The 15,705-nt window shown below is 40.8% G+C and carries 14 protein-coding genes; 10 read left to right on the top strand and 4 right to left on the bottom strand.

Translation table 11 applies throughout. From position 1 onward, the window contains the following. Positions 1–61: 61 nt before the first annotated feature. From gldK to ACOQO1_RS16815, 4 genes are all read right to left on the bottom strand, one after another. Positions 62–1,450, bottom strand: coding sequence for a gliding motility lipoprotein GldK (gene gldK / locus ACOQO1_RS16830; protein WP_420604047.1), 1,389 nt, complete (start codon positions 1,448–1,450; stop codon positions 62–64). A 120-nt stretch (positions 1,451–1,570) separates the two neighbouring features. Then, positions 1,571–2,731 carry a formimidoylglutamase gene (locus ACOQO1_RS16825; protein ID WP_420604046.1) on the bottom strand — a complete coding sequence of 387 codons (1,161 nt, stop codon included), beginning with the start codon at positions 2,729–2,731 and terminating at the stop codon, positions 1,571–1,573. A 3-nt stretch (positions 2,732–2,734) separates the two neighbouring features. Continuing rightward, entirely contained in the window at positions 2,735–5,224 is a 2,490-nt protein-coding gene (gene topA, locus ACOQO1_RS16820; protein ID WP_420604045.1) for a type I DNA topoisomerase, read from the bottom strand. Positions 5,225–5,342: 118 nt separating this feature from the next. Continuing rightward, the gene (locus tag ACOQO1_RS16815) at positions 5,343–6,599 is read right to left on the bottom strand and encodes an LVIVD repeat-containing protein (RefSeq protein WP_420604044.1); all 1,257 of its coding nucleotides are present in this window, start codon (positions 6,597–6,599) and stop codon (positions 5,343–5,345) included. 139 nt (positions 6,600–6,738) lie between these two features. Here ACOQO1_RS16815 and ACOQO1_RS16810 point away from each other — a divergent pair, with 139 nt between their 5' ends. From ACOQO1_RS16810 to ACOQO1_RS16765, 10 genes are all read left to right on the top strand, one after another. After that, positions 6,739–7,716: a formylglycine-generating enzyme family protein gene (locus ACOQO1_RS16810; protein WP_420604043.1), complete on the top strand. Its 978-nt coding sequence runs from the start codon at positions 6,739–6,741 to the stop codon at positions 7,714–7,716. A 5-nt stretch (positions 7,717–7,721) separates the two neighbouring features. Further along, positions 7,722–9,068 (top strand): Gfo/Idh/MocA family protein, encoded by a 1,347-nt coding sequence (locus tag ACOQO1_RS16805; RefSeq protein WP_420604042.1) that lies wholly within the window; start codon positions 7,722–7,724, stop codon positions 9,066–9,068. A gap of 111 nt (positions 9,069–9,179) precedes the next feature. Further along, positions 9,180–10,004: a hydroxypyruvate isomerase family protein gene (locus tag ACOQO1_RS16800; RefSeq protein WP_420604344.1), complete on the top strand. Its 825-nt coding sequence runs from the start codon at positions 9,180–9,182 to the stop codon at positions 10,002–10,004. Positions 10,005–10,106: 102 nt separating this feature from the next. Further along, positions 10,107–11,552, top strand: a complete 1,446-nt coding sequence (gene miaB, locus ACOQO1_RS16795; protein WP_420604343.1) for a tRNA (N6-isopentenyl adenosine(37)-C2)-methylthiotransferase MiaB — start codon at positions 10,107–10,109, stop codon at positions 11,550–11,552. A 79-nt stretch (positions 11,553–11,631) separates the two neighbouring features. Further along, positions 11,632–12,906 carry a sigma-54 interaction domain-containing protein gene (locus ACOQO1_RS16790; RefSeq protein WP_420604041.1) on the top strand — a complete coding sequence of 425 codons (1,275 nt, stop codon included), beginning with the start codon at positions 11,632–11,634 and terminating at the stop codon, positions 12,904–12,906. Between the two features lie 30 nt (positions 12,907–12,936). After that, on the top strand, positions 12,937–13,455 hold the full coding sequence (locus ACOQO1_RS16785) for an LptE family protein (RefSeq protein WP_420604040.1): 519 nt from the start codon (positions 12,937–12,939) through the stop codon (positions 13,453–13,455). Beyond that, positions 13,456–13,989: an LptE family protein gene (locus ACOQO1_RS16780; RefSeq protein WP_420604039.1), complete on the top strand. Its 534-nt coding sequence runs from the start codon at positions 13,456–13,458 to the stop codon at positions 13,987–13,989. It begins immediately after the preceding gene. A gap of 3 nt (positions 13,990–13,992) precedes the next feature. Further along, on the top strand, positions 13,993–14,886 hold the full coding sequence (locus tag ACOQO1_RS16775; protein WP_420604038.1) for a hypothetical protein: 894 nt from the start codon (positions 13,993–13,995) through the stop codon (positions 14,884–14,886). A gap of 10 nt (positions 14,887–14,896) precedes the next feature. After that, positions 14,897–15,265: a preprotein translocase subunit SecG gene (secG, locus tag ACOQO1_RS16770; protein ID WP_420604037.1), complete on the top strand. Its 369-nt coding sequence runs from the start codon at positions 14,897–14,899 to the stop codon at positions 15,263–15,265. A 147-nt stretch (positions 15,266–15,412) separates the two neighbouring features. Continuing rightward, positions 15,413–15,691, top strand: coding sequence for a co-chaperone GroES (locus ACOQO1_RS16765; protein WP_097043799.1), 279 nt, complete (start codon positions 15,413–15,415; stop codon positions 15,689–15,691). Positions 15,692–15,705 lie beyond the last annotated feature (14 nt).

Raw genomic sequence — 15,705 nt, 5'->3', positions numbered from 1 at the left:
ATTAAGTTATATAAATAAGTATTTGGTTACTGGTTTATATAATGTCCTCTCTCGTTTTAATTTATCTTCCCGAAGGTAACCCGTTTCTTCCACTTGTGGAATCTTCCTCGCCCATATAATCCTGAACGGTTCTGAAACCTATGTAACTTCTTGCGGAATCTTGGTATTCATAATCCCTGGTACTTACTTGTAAGAAGTATGCAACATCTTTCCAAGATCCTCCACGAATCACTTTTCTTTTGTTCTGACCTGAACCAATATTTGGGTTCATGGTGGACAGATATTCATAAGCTCCCTGATCAAAGCTGGAACTTGTCCATTCCGCCACATTACCGGCCATATTGTAAAGGTTATAGTCGTTTGGCTCATAAGATTTTGCCTCTACCGTGTACAATGCGGCATCTGCGGCATAATCTCCACGCTGTGGCTTAAAGTTGGCCATAAAACAACCCGTATCACTAATTACATAAGGTCCACCCCAAGGATAAGTACCTCCTTCAATACCACCTCTAGCGGCATATTCCCATTCGGCCTCGGTAGGTAATCTAAACTGGTTCACAAATTGTTTTCCGCGACTTTTTTGATCATCGTTCTTAAATTTTGTTCTCCAAGAACAAAATGCCTTTGCCTGTTGCCAGTTTACACCAACAACCGGATAATCACTATAAGCGTCATGCCAAAAATAATCGTTGTGCATAGGCTCATTATAGGAGTATTCAAAATCCCTGATCCATACCGTGGTATCTGGGTAAATCTCCAATTCTTCTTGCTTGATGAAGTCTTTTCTCCTGCCTTGTTTTGCTCTGGCGGCAGCTTCAATATCCATCCAATTGTACTTATATTTTAATTGGGTAACATCAATGGTTCTTAACCCATTATAACTTTCCTCTTCAGGAATATATAATGAATCCATTACCTCAGCGTAGTATTCATCTGGGTATTCTGATGTATCCCAAACCAAATCCATATCCGTATTCAGTGCCCTACCTTCATAGCCTGTTTCTCCCAAACCGGCATAATTATCGAGCATATACTTTTCGTATACTGTAATTTTGGTGGTATCCGTATCCTTAAAGGCATACTCTCCTATACCCTCATCTTCAGGCCCAAGACCCAATTCATCGGCAAGGATGGCCAATTTTGTTCTGGTAATGGAATCTTTTACCCACTCCACAAACTGTCGGTACTCACTATTAGTGATTTCCGTATCATCCATATAAAAGGAACGTACGGTAACTGTTCTTGTGGGAGCGTTCAATACTTTCGCCTGATCCTCTTCAGCCTTACCCATTACATAGGAGCCGCGGGGAATCAGTTCCATTCCGTAGGGTTTCTCTGGATACCATTTTTTTCCTTTGGCTCCAACTAGTTCACCTTTTGACTTTGAATTTGAACCGCAACTGGCGAGTAAAAAAACAAATGCTATAGATGAAAAGAATAGCTTTCTCATACTTTAGGTTAAATTTTCGATTTAAGATTATAAGTTGTACAACACAAATTCACTATTCTCAAAACTGTTTTTTGAATAAATTATTGTGTAAAAACTATTAATGCTTAAAATTTAATTTGTTTAGTTAAGACCCTTTCTGTAGGCCTTGAACCACCTTTCGGGAATCTTCTGGTTGCAAGCATCCAGATAGTCTTCCTCAGTGCAAGGTAATAACGCCGGGGAATTTGTTTTAGTATGTTCCGGTAGAATTGATGGAACTTCTACCCACCAACGCTCAGTAACATGGCTCTTGTAGAACACCAATTCTTCCGTATCCGTAGGAACCGTGAACTTGGTAAAGTCCTCACTTTTGGAACTTGGGAATTCCTTTATCCTAAAACTGATGCCTTCAATAAAATACCATATGATCTGGGCAATCATCTGAAAGGCCTGGGGAGAGTTCTCCCCTTCATATATTCCAAACAACGAAACTTTATCACTTATACCAGCGTATCTTGCAATGGCGCAGATTTCCCTTCCGGTAAATCCGTTGGGGGAAAAGTTATTGTTCAATAATCCCATTTCGCTGGCACGTATGGATCGTAAATCCAAGCTTACCATATGGGAACTCCTCAATACCGGTTCTGCCAATTCTATATTGGCCGCTATTTCACCAAGTCTATAGGCATCAAAAAAAAGACGCTCCATAAGATCAATCTCTTCTTGGGCATTAAAATAACTTTGATATCCTATATTGGAGAAATTAAAAAGGTTGTTGGGCTTGTCGGTTATAATCCTACTCATATATGAGTGCGAGGAAATCAACTCATCATCTTCACCAAAATCAAAACGGCTGTCTATGCAAACCAAATTGATCATATCCCGTATTTGATCAAAAGCCCTGTATGTTGGAAAAGTAATGTCCTGGGTTGCTCCTATTATTATAGGTATAATATTTTCCTCAAGTAGTCCAGCAATAATTTCCTTGACCACAAAATAGGTGTCCTCCACGGTATCCCCTTCCTCCACATCTCCAATATCCAAGATTGTGGAATTCCAATTGCCCATCATTAAGCGGTACAGTTGAATTCGAATTTCATCCAAATCCAATCTTTCCGGTTTTTTCTCAAATGCATTTCTGGATTCCTGCACACCAAAAATTGCAACCGTTGCATTTGCAAAAACGGGCAATCCTTTTTTCTCGGTATGTTTGAAAACGTTTTTTCCCAATGCCTGGGGTGGCAACAATTCTGAAAATGCCAGAACCTTATCTTTAATGGGAACCAAAAAATCGAACGCCATCTGTTATTTCTTAGCCTTTGCTTTTGCTTTGGTTTTTTTCTTTGGGGCTTTCTTTTCCAATAGGGCCTGAGCTTCTTCCAATGAGATTTTGGATGCATCCACGTCTTTGGACAGCTCAACTTTTATTCTTCCCTTTATAATGTTATGCCTGCCCCACCTTGCTTTTTCAATGCGTATTTTCTCCGCTGGCCATTCTTGAACCAGTTTTTCTGCTTCTTTTATTTTTTTGGCCTCAATGAGTTCGACAATATCGGTTTTGGAAAGATTGTCAAAATCATATTTCTTGTTCACATTGATGAACATACCGTTCCATTTGATAAATGGTCCAAACCTACCTACTCCCTTGGTAACCTCTAAATCCTCATAATGGGCAATGGGAGCATCGGCTTTTTGCTTTTCCTTTATCAATTCAATGGCACGATCCATATCCACATCAAATGCGCTTTCTCCTTTTGCCAGGGAAATAAACTTCTTCCCAAAACGTACATAAGGGCCAAAGCGTCCAACATTTGCCTCGACCTCCTCACCTTCATAAGTTCCCAGTTTTCTTGGTAGCTCAAAAAGCTCCATGGCTTCTTCAAAGGTTATAGTAGTTATGGATTGCTCTGGCAATAAGCTTGCAAATAATGGTTTCTCTTCCTCATCAACGGTACCGATCTGTACCATGGGCCCAAAACGACCCAATCTGGCAGCAACCTGCCTCCCCGATTTTGGATCTGTTCCCAACACACGTTCTCCACTGGCTCGATCGGCATTCTCTTCCACATCCAACACCTTAGGGTGAAAGTCCGTGTAGAACTCCTTCATCATTTTTTGCCAATCTTCATCCCCAGCAGCTATTTCATCAAAATTCTCCTCAACCTTGGCGGTAAAGTTGTAATCCAATATTGTTGTAAAATGACTCACCAAGAAGTCATTAACGATCATCCCAATATCCGTGGGCACCAATTTTCCTTTATCGGAACCTATCATTTCGGATAATTTCTTTTCGGCTAACCCCCCTGCTTCCAAAACCAATTGCGCATAATGGCGCTCTGTACCCTCCACAGTTCCTTTTTCCACATAACCCCTGTTTTGAATAGTAGAAATTGTTGGAGCATAGGTAGATGGTCTTCCAATACCCAACTCTTCGAGTTTTTTCACCAAAGAAGCTTCGGTGTAACGGTATGGAGGTCTTGAAAAACGTTCTGTTGCAGTAATGAAGTTATTTTGTAATGCATCGCCCACATTCATGGCCGGAAGCATTCCTTCCTGCTCTTCTGCCCTATCTTCTTCATCTGTTCCTTCCAAATACACTTTAAGGAACCCGTCAAATTTAACCACCTCTCCATTTGCAGAGAATTCCTCATTATGGGAGCTGGCCTTGATCTTCACATTGGTACGCTCTAATTGCGCATCGCTCATTTGAGAGGCCAAAGTACGTTTCCAAATCAGCTCATATAATTTAGCCTGGTCACGTTCCAATGAAGGGGACTGCAATTTCATGTCCGTTGGACGAACCGCTTCGTGAGCTTCCTGTGCGCCTTTGGATTTTCCCGTATAATTTCTAACCTTACTATAGGACTCTCCATAGTTTTGAATAATGGCATCCTTGGCGGCATTCAATGCTTCGTTGGAAAGATTCACACTGTCCGTTCTCATATAGGTGATCAATCCGGCCTCGTACAAACGTTGGGCCACCTGCATGGTCCTACTCACAGAAAAGTATAATTTACGGGAAGCTTCCTGTTGTAATGTTGATGTTGTAAAAGGCGGAGCTGGAGATTTTTTTGCCGGCTTCTTATCCAGATTAGCTACAGAAAAATCAGCACCAATATTTTGTTTCAAAAAAGTTTGCGCTGCCTCCTTGGTGGCAAAAGTCTTGTTCAGCTTTGCTGAGAAAACATTTCCATTGGCAGTTTTGAATTCAGCTCTTATCCTAAAAGAAGCTTCTGGTTTAAAAACTTCAATTTCCCGTTCTCTTTCAACGATCAACCTAACGGCTACGGATTGCACCCTTCCTGCGGAAAGTCCTGGTTTTATTTTTTTCCAAAGCACGGGGGACAGTTCATATCCCACCAATCTATCCAAAACCCTTCTTGCCTGTTGGGCATTTACCAAATCATAATTGATTTCCCTTGGATTCTCTATTGCCTTTTGAATTGCCGATTTGGTAATGGAATTAAATACAATACGTCTGGTCTTGCTTTTGTCCAATTTCAGCTCCTCAGCCAAATGCCATGAAATGGCTTCTCCCTCCCGGTCTTCATCACTGGCCAACCAAATGGTTTCTGCTTTTTTGGCCAAGTCCTTTAGTTTTTTGACCAAGGCTTTCTTCTCTTTATCAACCGTATATTTTGGTTTAAAATCATTCTCTACATCTACCCCAAGCTCTTTGGAAGGAAGATCTGCTATATGTCCAAAACTGGATTCAACCTGGAAGTCTTTCCCTAAAAAACGTTCAATGGTCTTGGCTTTTGCTGGGGACTCAACAATAACTAAATTCTTTGGCATGCACTAGGTTTTGAGGTAACAAAAGTATATCAATTTTTCGATTTTGGATTTTTTGAAAAATTGACAACAAAAAAATATCCCGCTAAAAACGGGATATTCAATACAGTTATTGTGTGTTTTAATTAAGTCCTATCTGACTTATGAGCCTAATATTATCATCCGTGTATTCATATTGGTAAAGGACTCCATCCCCTACCATGATCAAATGGGTTTCCAAAGGAATAACATCAAACGTAACAATATCTTTAAAATGATTTAAAGATTTTAAGTCCTCAACATCCGTCTTGTCATAGACCTTAAGTCCCGATTTGCCATCACAAACAAATAACTTTTCATCTTTAATACCCAAACCATAAGGTTCATCCATAGGATAGTCCACTTTTAACTCAGGGTTTTCTATGTCCGAAATATCCACAATGAAAAGACCGCTTTCCAAAGCGCCGCATCCGTTACCGCCACGCAAGGTCACATAGGCATAATCCCCATCCACAACTACGGGGTCACATGCAGTGCCATGTTGGAACTCTGAAACAAATGTTGGTTTGGCAGGAGAGGAAATGTCATAAATATACATGCCACGCATACTTCCCAAAAATAGGTGGTTGCCTCTGTTGAATATGGTCTCAATATCAAAACCTGCATATACATCCTCCAAATCCTGGGGATTTTCCAAATCTGATATATCGAATATGTTTATGTTGTGGCTATCCACTGCATAGAGATAATCCTCCACAATTTTGAACCTGGCCAAAGAACCTCCTTCGCCAGTTCCTCCATCATTAGCAACTTCAGCTAAGGCAATGTCGTTAAAAAATACGTCTCTACCCCTATTTTGCTCAACCTCCTCAATCAATCTGCGCTCGGTCGCAGTATCCCAACCAACCAAAATTTCTGTTTCAGAATCAAAGTTAACATTCTCAATAATGTCGGCTTCAAACGGCCAAAATATATTATTGTACAGCACATTTTCCAGTCTGTTGGTCTGTTCTATCGCATTGATATTTGATATATCCAACACAATAAGATCCATCAAACTATCAGCATACAAAAAATCATCCTTCACCGAAATATCCACATTGCCAGGAATTTTGATAAATGAAATCTTAACGGGTTGTTGCGGATTACTGTTATCAATTACATGAACGCCTTCATATTTGTCATTGACAAAGATGTAATCCTTATAGGTATAAACCTTGCCTGACTCATTGATGGGTCTAGGAGGAATAATGTCAACACTGCTGGCAAATTCTGCCTTACTAATGACCAAAGGTCTTGCTACCAAATAATCGGCATAATCACCATTATCATCATTGGTGTCACAGGAAACAAATGCCAATGTGACCAGAGATGAAATTAATAGAACTTTCTTTTTCATTGTTTAAGTTTTTTGGATAAAATACACCCAATAGATAGAAAGTCTTAAACAAAGTTGCGTGGTTAAGCCCAAAAACAAAAGCGTAAAATTTACATTTTTAATGATAAAGTCATACTTTTAAGCTCAAACCAAAAAGAAATTGAAAGCACCCTTTACCTTTTTTATCTTACTTGTGTGCGCTACGGGCATTGCACAAAAAACATTTGAGACTTATAAACAAAAAATTCCAGGGACAGATTTGACCATATCAATGATGCCCATACCGGAGGGAAAATTTTCCATGGGAAGCCCTAATTCTGAAAAAGGCAGATCAGGAGATGAAGGACCAGTACATAGCGTTGAAATTGCTCCCTTCTGGATGGCCGAGCTTGAAGTGACATGGGACTTGTACCAATTGTTTATGTCGAGGGAAATAGACAATCTAAAAGGAACTGGTTCAAAAGGAAATGAAGTTTCGTTGGATGTTGATGCTGTTTCGGGAGCTACCACACCTTATGTGGAAATGAGCTTTGGCATGGGAACGGAAGGTTATCCGGCCATATGTATGACACAATATGCGGCATCCAAATTCTGTGAGTGGCTTTCCGCCATGACCGGAAATTTCTATAGGTTACCAACTGAGGCCGAATGGGAGTATGCCTGCAGAGCTGGCACCCAAACTCCATATTCCTTTGGCCAAAGTGCGTATCATATCAATGATTATGCGTGGTATTCCAATAATAGTGGAAACAAATATCAAAAGGTTGGACAAAAGAAACCCAACCAGTGGGGATTGCATGATATGCACGGAAACGTTGCTGAATGGACCTTAGACGCATATAGTGAGGATGCTTATGGCAAACGTAAAGGAAAAACAACGGCAAACCCATTCAAGAAACCCACAAAAACTTATCCAAGAGTGGTACGTGGAGGTTCTTGGAAAGATAGTTCGGACAAGTTAAGAAGTGCTTCAAGAGTATACTCGGAAAAGCGATGGAAAATGCGTGACCCACAGATTCCCAAGAGCAAGTGGTGGCATACCGATGCTACATTTGTTGGTTTTAGGGTGGTAAGACCTTACCATACGCCAAGCCAAAAGGAGCAAAAGATATATTGGAAAGAAAAACACACAAATTAAATATCATGGACGATCAAGGAACAAACAAGAAGAACGATTCAGTAAGCAGAAGATCGTTCGTAAAGACTACCGGACTGGTAACAGGAGGATTATTGGCAAGCAGTATTCCGTTCGAGGCAATGGCGCAAACTGGAAAGGTTCAAAAATTAAAGCTTGCGGTTATCGGTTGTGGTGGCCGTGGTACCGGTGCAGCCGTACAAGCCCTTACCGCCGATCCTGATGTGGAATTGGTTGCTATGGCAGATGCCTTCAAAGATCGTCTGGAAGGGAGTCTCAATGCCATTCAAGAACATTTTGATGGGGAACGGAAAATAAATGTCAAGGAGAAAAACAGATTCGTTGGGTTCGACGCCTATAAAAATGCCGTGGACTTGGCAGATGTGGTGGTACTTGCCACCCCTCCAGGTTTCCGCCCGTTGCATTTTGAATATGCCATTTCACAAGATAAACATGTGTTCATGGAAAAACCGGTGGCCACGGATCCAGCGGGTGTCAGAAGGGTACTCAAAGCAGCCAAATTGGCCAAGGAAAAACAATTGAATGTTGTTGTGGGACTTCAAAGGCACTACCAAAAAAAATACACCACCATATATGATCAAATCCAACAAGGAGCCATGGGTAAAATTGTCTCTGGGCAAGTGTACTGGAACGGCGGAGGAGTTTGGGTTAGACCACGGCAGGAAGGCCAGAGCGAACTGGAATACCAAATGCGCAATTGGTATTACTTCAATTGGCTTTGCGGCGACCATATTTTAGAGCAACATATCCACAATATTGATGTAGCTAACTGGTTTATTGGCGAGTATCCTACAATGGCCCAGGGTATGGGTGGAAGAGAGGTCCGCACAGGAAAAGACCACGGTGAGATTTTTGATCATCACTTTGTGGAGTTCACATACCCATCTGGAGCTGTAATTTCTAGTCAGTGCAGACACCAAAAAGGATGTCATAACCGCGTTGACGAAGCATTCCAAGGTAGCAAGGGAGGCGTGGTCATCAGCAAAGGCATTATCACTGATTTGAGCGGAGCCGAAAAATTCAATTATTCAAAATTGAATGAAGGACAACACGACCCTAATCCGTATCAAGTGGAACATGATAGGCTTTTTGCTGCCATCCGAAGTAAATCGGAGCTTCTTGCGGATGCGGAGAACGGTGCTAAATCCACACTAGCCGCCATTATGGGTAGAATGGCAACGTATTCTGGGGATATCATTACTTGGGATCAAGCCCTGAATTCAAATTTGCAATTGGTGCCCGATAATTTAAATTGGAACTCAGAAGCTCCCACCTTGCCAGATGCCGATGGAAAATACCAAATTCCAATTCCAGGAAAAACCAAGTTCAGTTAAACCCCCATATCAGCTAAAAAAATGAAAAGAAGAACCTTTATAAACAGCGCAACCATGGCCGGAGCGGCCCTTGGCGTTTCACCAACCTTGTTTGGTGCAGAAACCAAACCGATGGAACATAAATTCAATCTGAAGTATGCTCCCCACCTTGGCATGTTTAAAGCATCGGCTGGTGAAAATCCCATTGATCAATTAAACTTTATGGCCGATCAGGGGTTCACCGCTTTTGAGGACAATGGCATGAAAGGAAGAACCATTGACCTACAAAAACAAATGGCCAGCACTATGGAAAAGAGAGGGATTTCCATGGGGGTTTTTGTAGCTCACAAAATCTACTGGAAAGAACCTAATCTGGCCAGTGGGGATGAAAACCTGAGGGAGGAGTTTCTTTCCCAAATAAAAGAATCTGTTGAAGTGGCAAAAAGAGTAAATGCCAAATGGATGACAGTTGTCCCAGGGCATGTTGATCTAAGGCAAAATATGGGCTATCAAACTGCCCATGTGATAGAGTCCCTTAAAAGAGCCTCTAACATTCTGGAACCACATGGTTTGGTTATGGTGCTGGAGCCCTTAAATTTCAGAAACCATCCGGGTCTTTTCCTGTCAGAAAGCCCTCAAGCTTTTGAAATATGTAAGGCTGTGGATTCCCCATCTTGCAAGATCCTTTTCGACATTTATCACCAACAAATCCAAGAGGGAAACCTGATTCCAAATATTGATGCTAGCTGGGATGAAATTGCATATTTCCAAATAGGCGACAACCCTGGAAGAAATGAACCTACAACCGGCGAAATCAACTATAAAAATGTCTTTAAATTCATTCATGAAAAAGGATTCAAGGGGATTCTTGGCATGGAACATGGCAATTCCATTAAGGGAGCTAAAGGGGAACAAGCGGTAATAGATGCCTATAAAGCTTCGGATTCATTTCTATAAACAACTTAAATAAAGCATAATATTTGCCTGCCAAATTGTCACTAAAATGGAATATGCACTATCTTTGCAGACCATTTTAGCACAATGATAAAGAACGAAGGCATAGAGAAGATCATAGATGAAAGTCAACAAGGCAGCACGTTGGCATTGGAAAAAGATGAGAAAAATGGCAGAAAGCTCTATATAGAAAGCTATGGCTGTCAGATGAATTTCTCCGATAGCGAAATTGTAGCCTCTATCCTAGCCAAAGAGGGTTTCAACACTACCCAAGAACTGCAAGAAGCCGATTTGGTATTGGTAAACACCTGCTCTATCCGTGAAAAAGCGGAAGTAACAGTCCGTAAACGATTGGAAAAATTCAATGCCGTAAAAAAGACCAATCCTGGAATGAAGGTCGGTGTTTTGGGTTGTATGGCGGAGCGCCTAAAAAGCAAATTTCTAGAAGAAGAGAAGATTGTGGATATGGTGGTTGGTCCTGATGCCTACAAAGACCTTCCCAATCTCATTCAGGAAATAGACGAAGGCAGAAATGCTGTTAACGTAATCCTTTCCAAAGATGAAACCTATGGTGATGTTGCACCGGTCCGTTTAAATTCCAATGGAGTATCAGCTTTCGTATCCATTACCCGCGGTTGCGATAATATGTGCACCTTCTGCGTAGTCCCCTTTACCCGTGGACGTGAGCGTAGTCGTGATCCACAATCCATTTTGGAAGAGGTAAATGATCTTTGGAAAAAAGGTTTTAAAGAAGTTACGCTACTAGGGCAAAATGTGGATAGTTACCTCTGGTATGGTGGTGGGCTGAAAAAAGATTTTGAGAAGGCCACTGATATGCAAAAAGCCACTTCGGTGAATTTTGCAAAGTTGTTGGAACTTGTGGCACAGGCACAACCTAAAATGCGGATTCGTTTCTCAACATCCAATCCCCAGGATATGACCTTGGATGTGATTGAATCCATGGCCAAATATGATAACATTTGCAAATACATACACTTGCCCGTACAAAGTGGAAGCAATCGCATTTTAAAAGCCATGAACCGTCTGCATACGAGGGAGGAGTATTTTGAGTTGATTGACAACATCCGTAGGATAATCCCAGATTGTGCCATTAGCCAAGATATGATAACCGGATTCCCAACCGAGACCGAAGAAGATCACCAAGATACCTTGAGTCTAATGGAATATGTCAAGTATGACTTTGGTTTTATGTTCGCCTATTCTGAAAGACCTGGAACTTTGGCCGAACGAAAAATGGACGACGACATTCCCGAAGAAACCAAAAAGAGAAGACTTAGGGAAGTCATTGAACTGCAACAAAAACATGGATTATACAGAACCCAACAACATTTGGGGAAAATTGAGGAAGTACTAATTGAAGGGCCTTCCAAAAAATCCGATGCGCATTGGATGGGTCGCAACTCGCAAAACACCGTGGTAGTTTTTCCAAAGGAAACTTATACGATAGGTGATTTTGTAAATGTAAAAATCAACGAATGCACCTCTGCTACCCTTATTGGGGAAGCGGTAGGACTCAGTGAAAATAATTAAATCAATGTCATACTGAGCCCGTCGAAGTATGAATCAAAATATCCAGTCTTCGACAAGCTCAGACTGACAAAAAAGACAAATGGAATCAATACAATCCATAAAACAACGCTTTGAACTCATTGGCAACGATGTAAAACTGAATCGTGCTTTGGAAAAAGCCATTCAGGTTGCCCCAACGGATATTTCGGTTTTGGTGACCGGGGAAAGTGGTGTGGGAAAGGAAGCCATTCCAAAAATCATACATTCCCTTTCGCACCGCAAACATGCCAAATATATTGCCGTAAACTGCGGAGCCATTCCCGAAGGGACCATTGACAGTGAGCTCTTTGGTCACGAAAAGGGAGCTTTTACAGGAGCTACCCAAACCCGAAGTGGGTATTTCGAAGTGGCCGATGGAGGAACCATTTTTTTAGATGAAGTTGGGGAACTGCCCTTGACCACGCAAGTGCGACTGCTCCGGGTTTTGGAAAATGGGGAATTCCTAAAAGTGGGGTCTTCCCAGGTTCAAAAAACCGATGTGCGGATTGTAGCTGCAACAAACATCAATATGTTTGAAGCCATAAAAAAAGAAAAGTTCAGGGAAGATCTTTATTACCGATTGAGCACTGTGGAAATCAATATTCCCCCGTTGCGCGAACGACAGGAAGACATCCATTTGTTGTTCCGCAAATTCGCATCGGATTTTGGTCAGAAATACAAGATGCCAACCATCCGTTTGGAAGAGCAGGCCATTCAATTACTTTTAAAGTACCGATGGCCGGGAAATATTAGACAGCTTCGGAACATCGCCGAGCAAATCTCGGTTTTGGAAGAAAAAAGAATGATTTCAGCGGCAACATTGAATAGTTACCTCCCCAACGCGAGCAACACCAATTTACCTGCTGTAATTGGTTCCTCCAAAAAGGAAAGTGATTTCAGCAACGAAAGGGAAATCCTTTATAAGGTTCTGTTCGATATGAAAGGTGATCTAAATGATCTTAAAAAATTGACCTTGGAATTGCTAAAGAACAACGATTCTGAAAAAGTTCAGGAAGAAAATGAGACGTTGATCCGTAAAATTTACGGAGGCAAGGAAGAGGAAATTCCACAACAGGAAAGCTCGACTACAGAGGTGCTACACTTACCGGAACCTGTGACAGAAACAACGACAACCGTTGTGCAACCCGTGCAAGAAGATCGTTACCATTTTGCGGAAGAAATTGAAGAAGAAGAAACACTATCTTTACAGGAAAAGGAGATTGAACTCATCAAAAAATCGTTGGAACGCAACCGAGGAAAGCGAAAAGCGGCTGCGACGGAGCTTGGGATTTCTGAACGTACATTGTACCGAAAAATCAAACAATACGATTTATAAATTGAGCACTACATATTTGAATACAAATCAATGAAAATTAACAGCATTAAAATTGGAATCCTTGGTTTATTGTTGAGTCTCTATAGTTGTGGAGCCTATAATTTTTCAGGAGCAGATATTGGTACTGCCGAGAGTTTTCAAGTGAACTTCTTTCAGAATTACGCAGATCAAAACCCCGGATCAACCATTCAGCCGGGATTGGATAGATCCTTTACCAATGCCCTTCAGGAAATGATCAACAACCTGACCAGTCTATCGCTTACCGGAAGTAACGGAGATTTGTTGTATGAAGGTGAGATTGTGGAGTACCGGGTCACCCCCATGACCGCCACTGCGGACCAACTTACAGCTCAAAACCGACTTACCATGAGCGTAAATGTCAGGTTTTTCAATAAAACCAAAGAAGATGCCGACTTTGAACGTCGTTTTTCCTTCTTCTTTGATTTTGATGCCGCTGCCGCACTAACCTCAGTTCAGGCACAGGCACATGAGGAAATTTTTGAACGATTGACGCAGGATATTTTTAATGCCTCATTAGGGAATTGGTAAATGATATTTTTAAAAAAGTATATATTGTCCATCACTTTGATTTTCATTTTATTGATAAATTTTGGATGTGGTCCAAAACTCAATTATGATTTTCGAGGAATTAATACCAGTGCGGAGAGCTTTGAAGTTAATTTTTTTAAAAATCATGCTGATCAAAATGCAGGATCTATAATTCACCCTGGTTTGGATCGAGATTTTACCCAAGCTCTTCAAAACTCTATCGGCCACTCCACAAAATTGACATTAACTAATAACGGAGGTGAATTAATATATGAAGGTGAGATTGTGGAATACAGGGTCACACCCATGACCGCTACTGCAGACCAGCTTACAGCGCAAAACCGGCTTACCATGAGCGTAAATGTCAGGTTTTTCAATAAAACCAAAGAAGATGCCGACTTTGAACGTCGTTTTTCCTTCTTTTTTGATTTTGATGCCGCTGCCGCACTAACCTCGGTTCAAGCTCAGGCTCATGAAGAAATTTTTGAACGATTGACACAGGATATTTTTAATGCCTCATTAGGGAATTGGTAGTTTATGAACGTATCGGACTTTATACAGATTCTTCAGAAATCAAATACCATCCTGTCTCCCAAGCAAACAAGGGAACTGGAAGATATTATTGAAGAATATCCGTATTTTCAAGCCGCGCGGGCATTGCACTTAAAAGGACTGAAAAACCTGGATAGCTACAAGTACAACAACGCCCTTAAAGTCACGGCTGCACATACCACTGACAGAGATGTTCTTTTTGATTTTATCACTTCCCAGGAGTTTGTCCAAAACAACATTGCCGATGCCATTGCCGGGAGAGCTCCAAAACTGGAGGACAAAAAGACAGTTTCCGAAGAAATAGAACCCAATCCGGATGCAGCAACTATTTTAGGTGAATCAGAAGAAAGTGCTTTGCCCCAAAATATTCAGGATGCAGAACAAATATTGAATCCTGCACTCTTCAAGTCAAAAAAAGCAGAAGTAGAAACCTCATCTGAAAAGACTGAAAAGGAAGAACCAGAGCCATCAACAGACCTTAATTTGGGCAAACCCATTCCATTCACAAAAAAGGAAAAGCACTCCTTTACAGAATGGTTACAATTGGCCTCTCAAAATACAAGTGAAGAAACTTCCAACCCTATAACCGAGGAGCAAGAGAAAAAGAAAAAATTTGATCTACTCGATAAGTTTATTGAGAGCAAACCCAAAATAATTCCCAACAAAGATTTAAAGGCAAAGGTCAATATAAAAGAGTCCGTGAAAATGGACAAAACTGAATTAATGACCGAGACTTTGGCCAAAGTATATTTGGAACAAAAAAAGTACAAAAAAGCCATTCAAGCCTTTAAAATATTGAGTTTGAAATATCCAGAAAAAAATGGTTTCTTTGCAGACCAAATTCGGGCGGTGAAGAAGCTGCAGAAAGAAAACGAATAAGACAAAGACAATGAGTACGTTTACCATCTTTTTAATATTAATAATTGTAGTATGCCTTTTGTTGGTTTTGGTCATTATGGTACAAAACCCAAAAGGAGGCGGATTATCTTCCTCATTTGGCGGAAGTGGAAACCAAGTAGTGGGCGGTGTAAAGAAAACAGGGGACTTTTTAGACAAAAGTACTTGGACTTTGGCCACTTTATTGATCGTGTTGATCCTACTTTCCAATGTTTCCCTTAAGGGAAGCTATAGCCAAGCAGATTCCAAATTATTGCAAGGAGATGATATTGAGACCACGGTACCTGAAACTGTTCCAGAAGAAGTTCCTGAGCAAGTTCCAGCTGCCAACAATACAAATCCAGCAGATACCATTAATTAATAATTAATGACAGAAAAATACAAAATGCCAGCTTGAAATGACAAGCTGGCATTTTTGTTTTATCAGAATGTCAGTTTTTAGGTAATGGCATAATTTCTGCCCAATGTTTGGGGAATTTTTAAAACAAATACTTAAAAAATAAATAATATGGCTAAAGTTAACATCAAACCATTAGCGGACAGAGTTCTTATTGAGCCTGTTGAAGCTGAAACAAAAACAGCTTCTGGTATCATTATTCCCGATACCGCAAAAGAGAAACCACAAAAAGGAAAAGTAGTAGCTGTTGGCCCTGGAACCAAAGACGAAAAAATCACCGTAAAAGTTGGTGATACGGTTCTTTATGGCAAATACGCGGGTACTGAGCTAAAATTGGATGGTTCCGATTACTTGATGATGCGTGAGAGTGACATATTAGCAATTGTTTAATTAAAAATCAACTA

This window comes from Flagellimonas sp. (assembly GCF_965222555.1).
GTDB lineage: Bacteria > Bacteroidota > Bacteroidia > Flavobacteriales > Flavobacteriaceae > Flagellimonas.
Note: the sequence above shows the minus strand (reverse complement) of the source record. Positions and strands in the feature narration are given on the sequence as shown.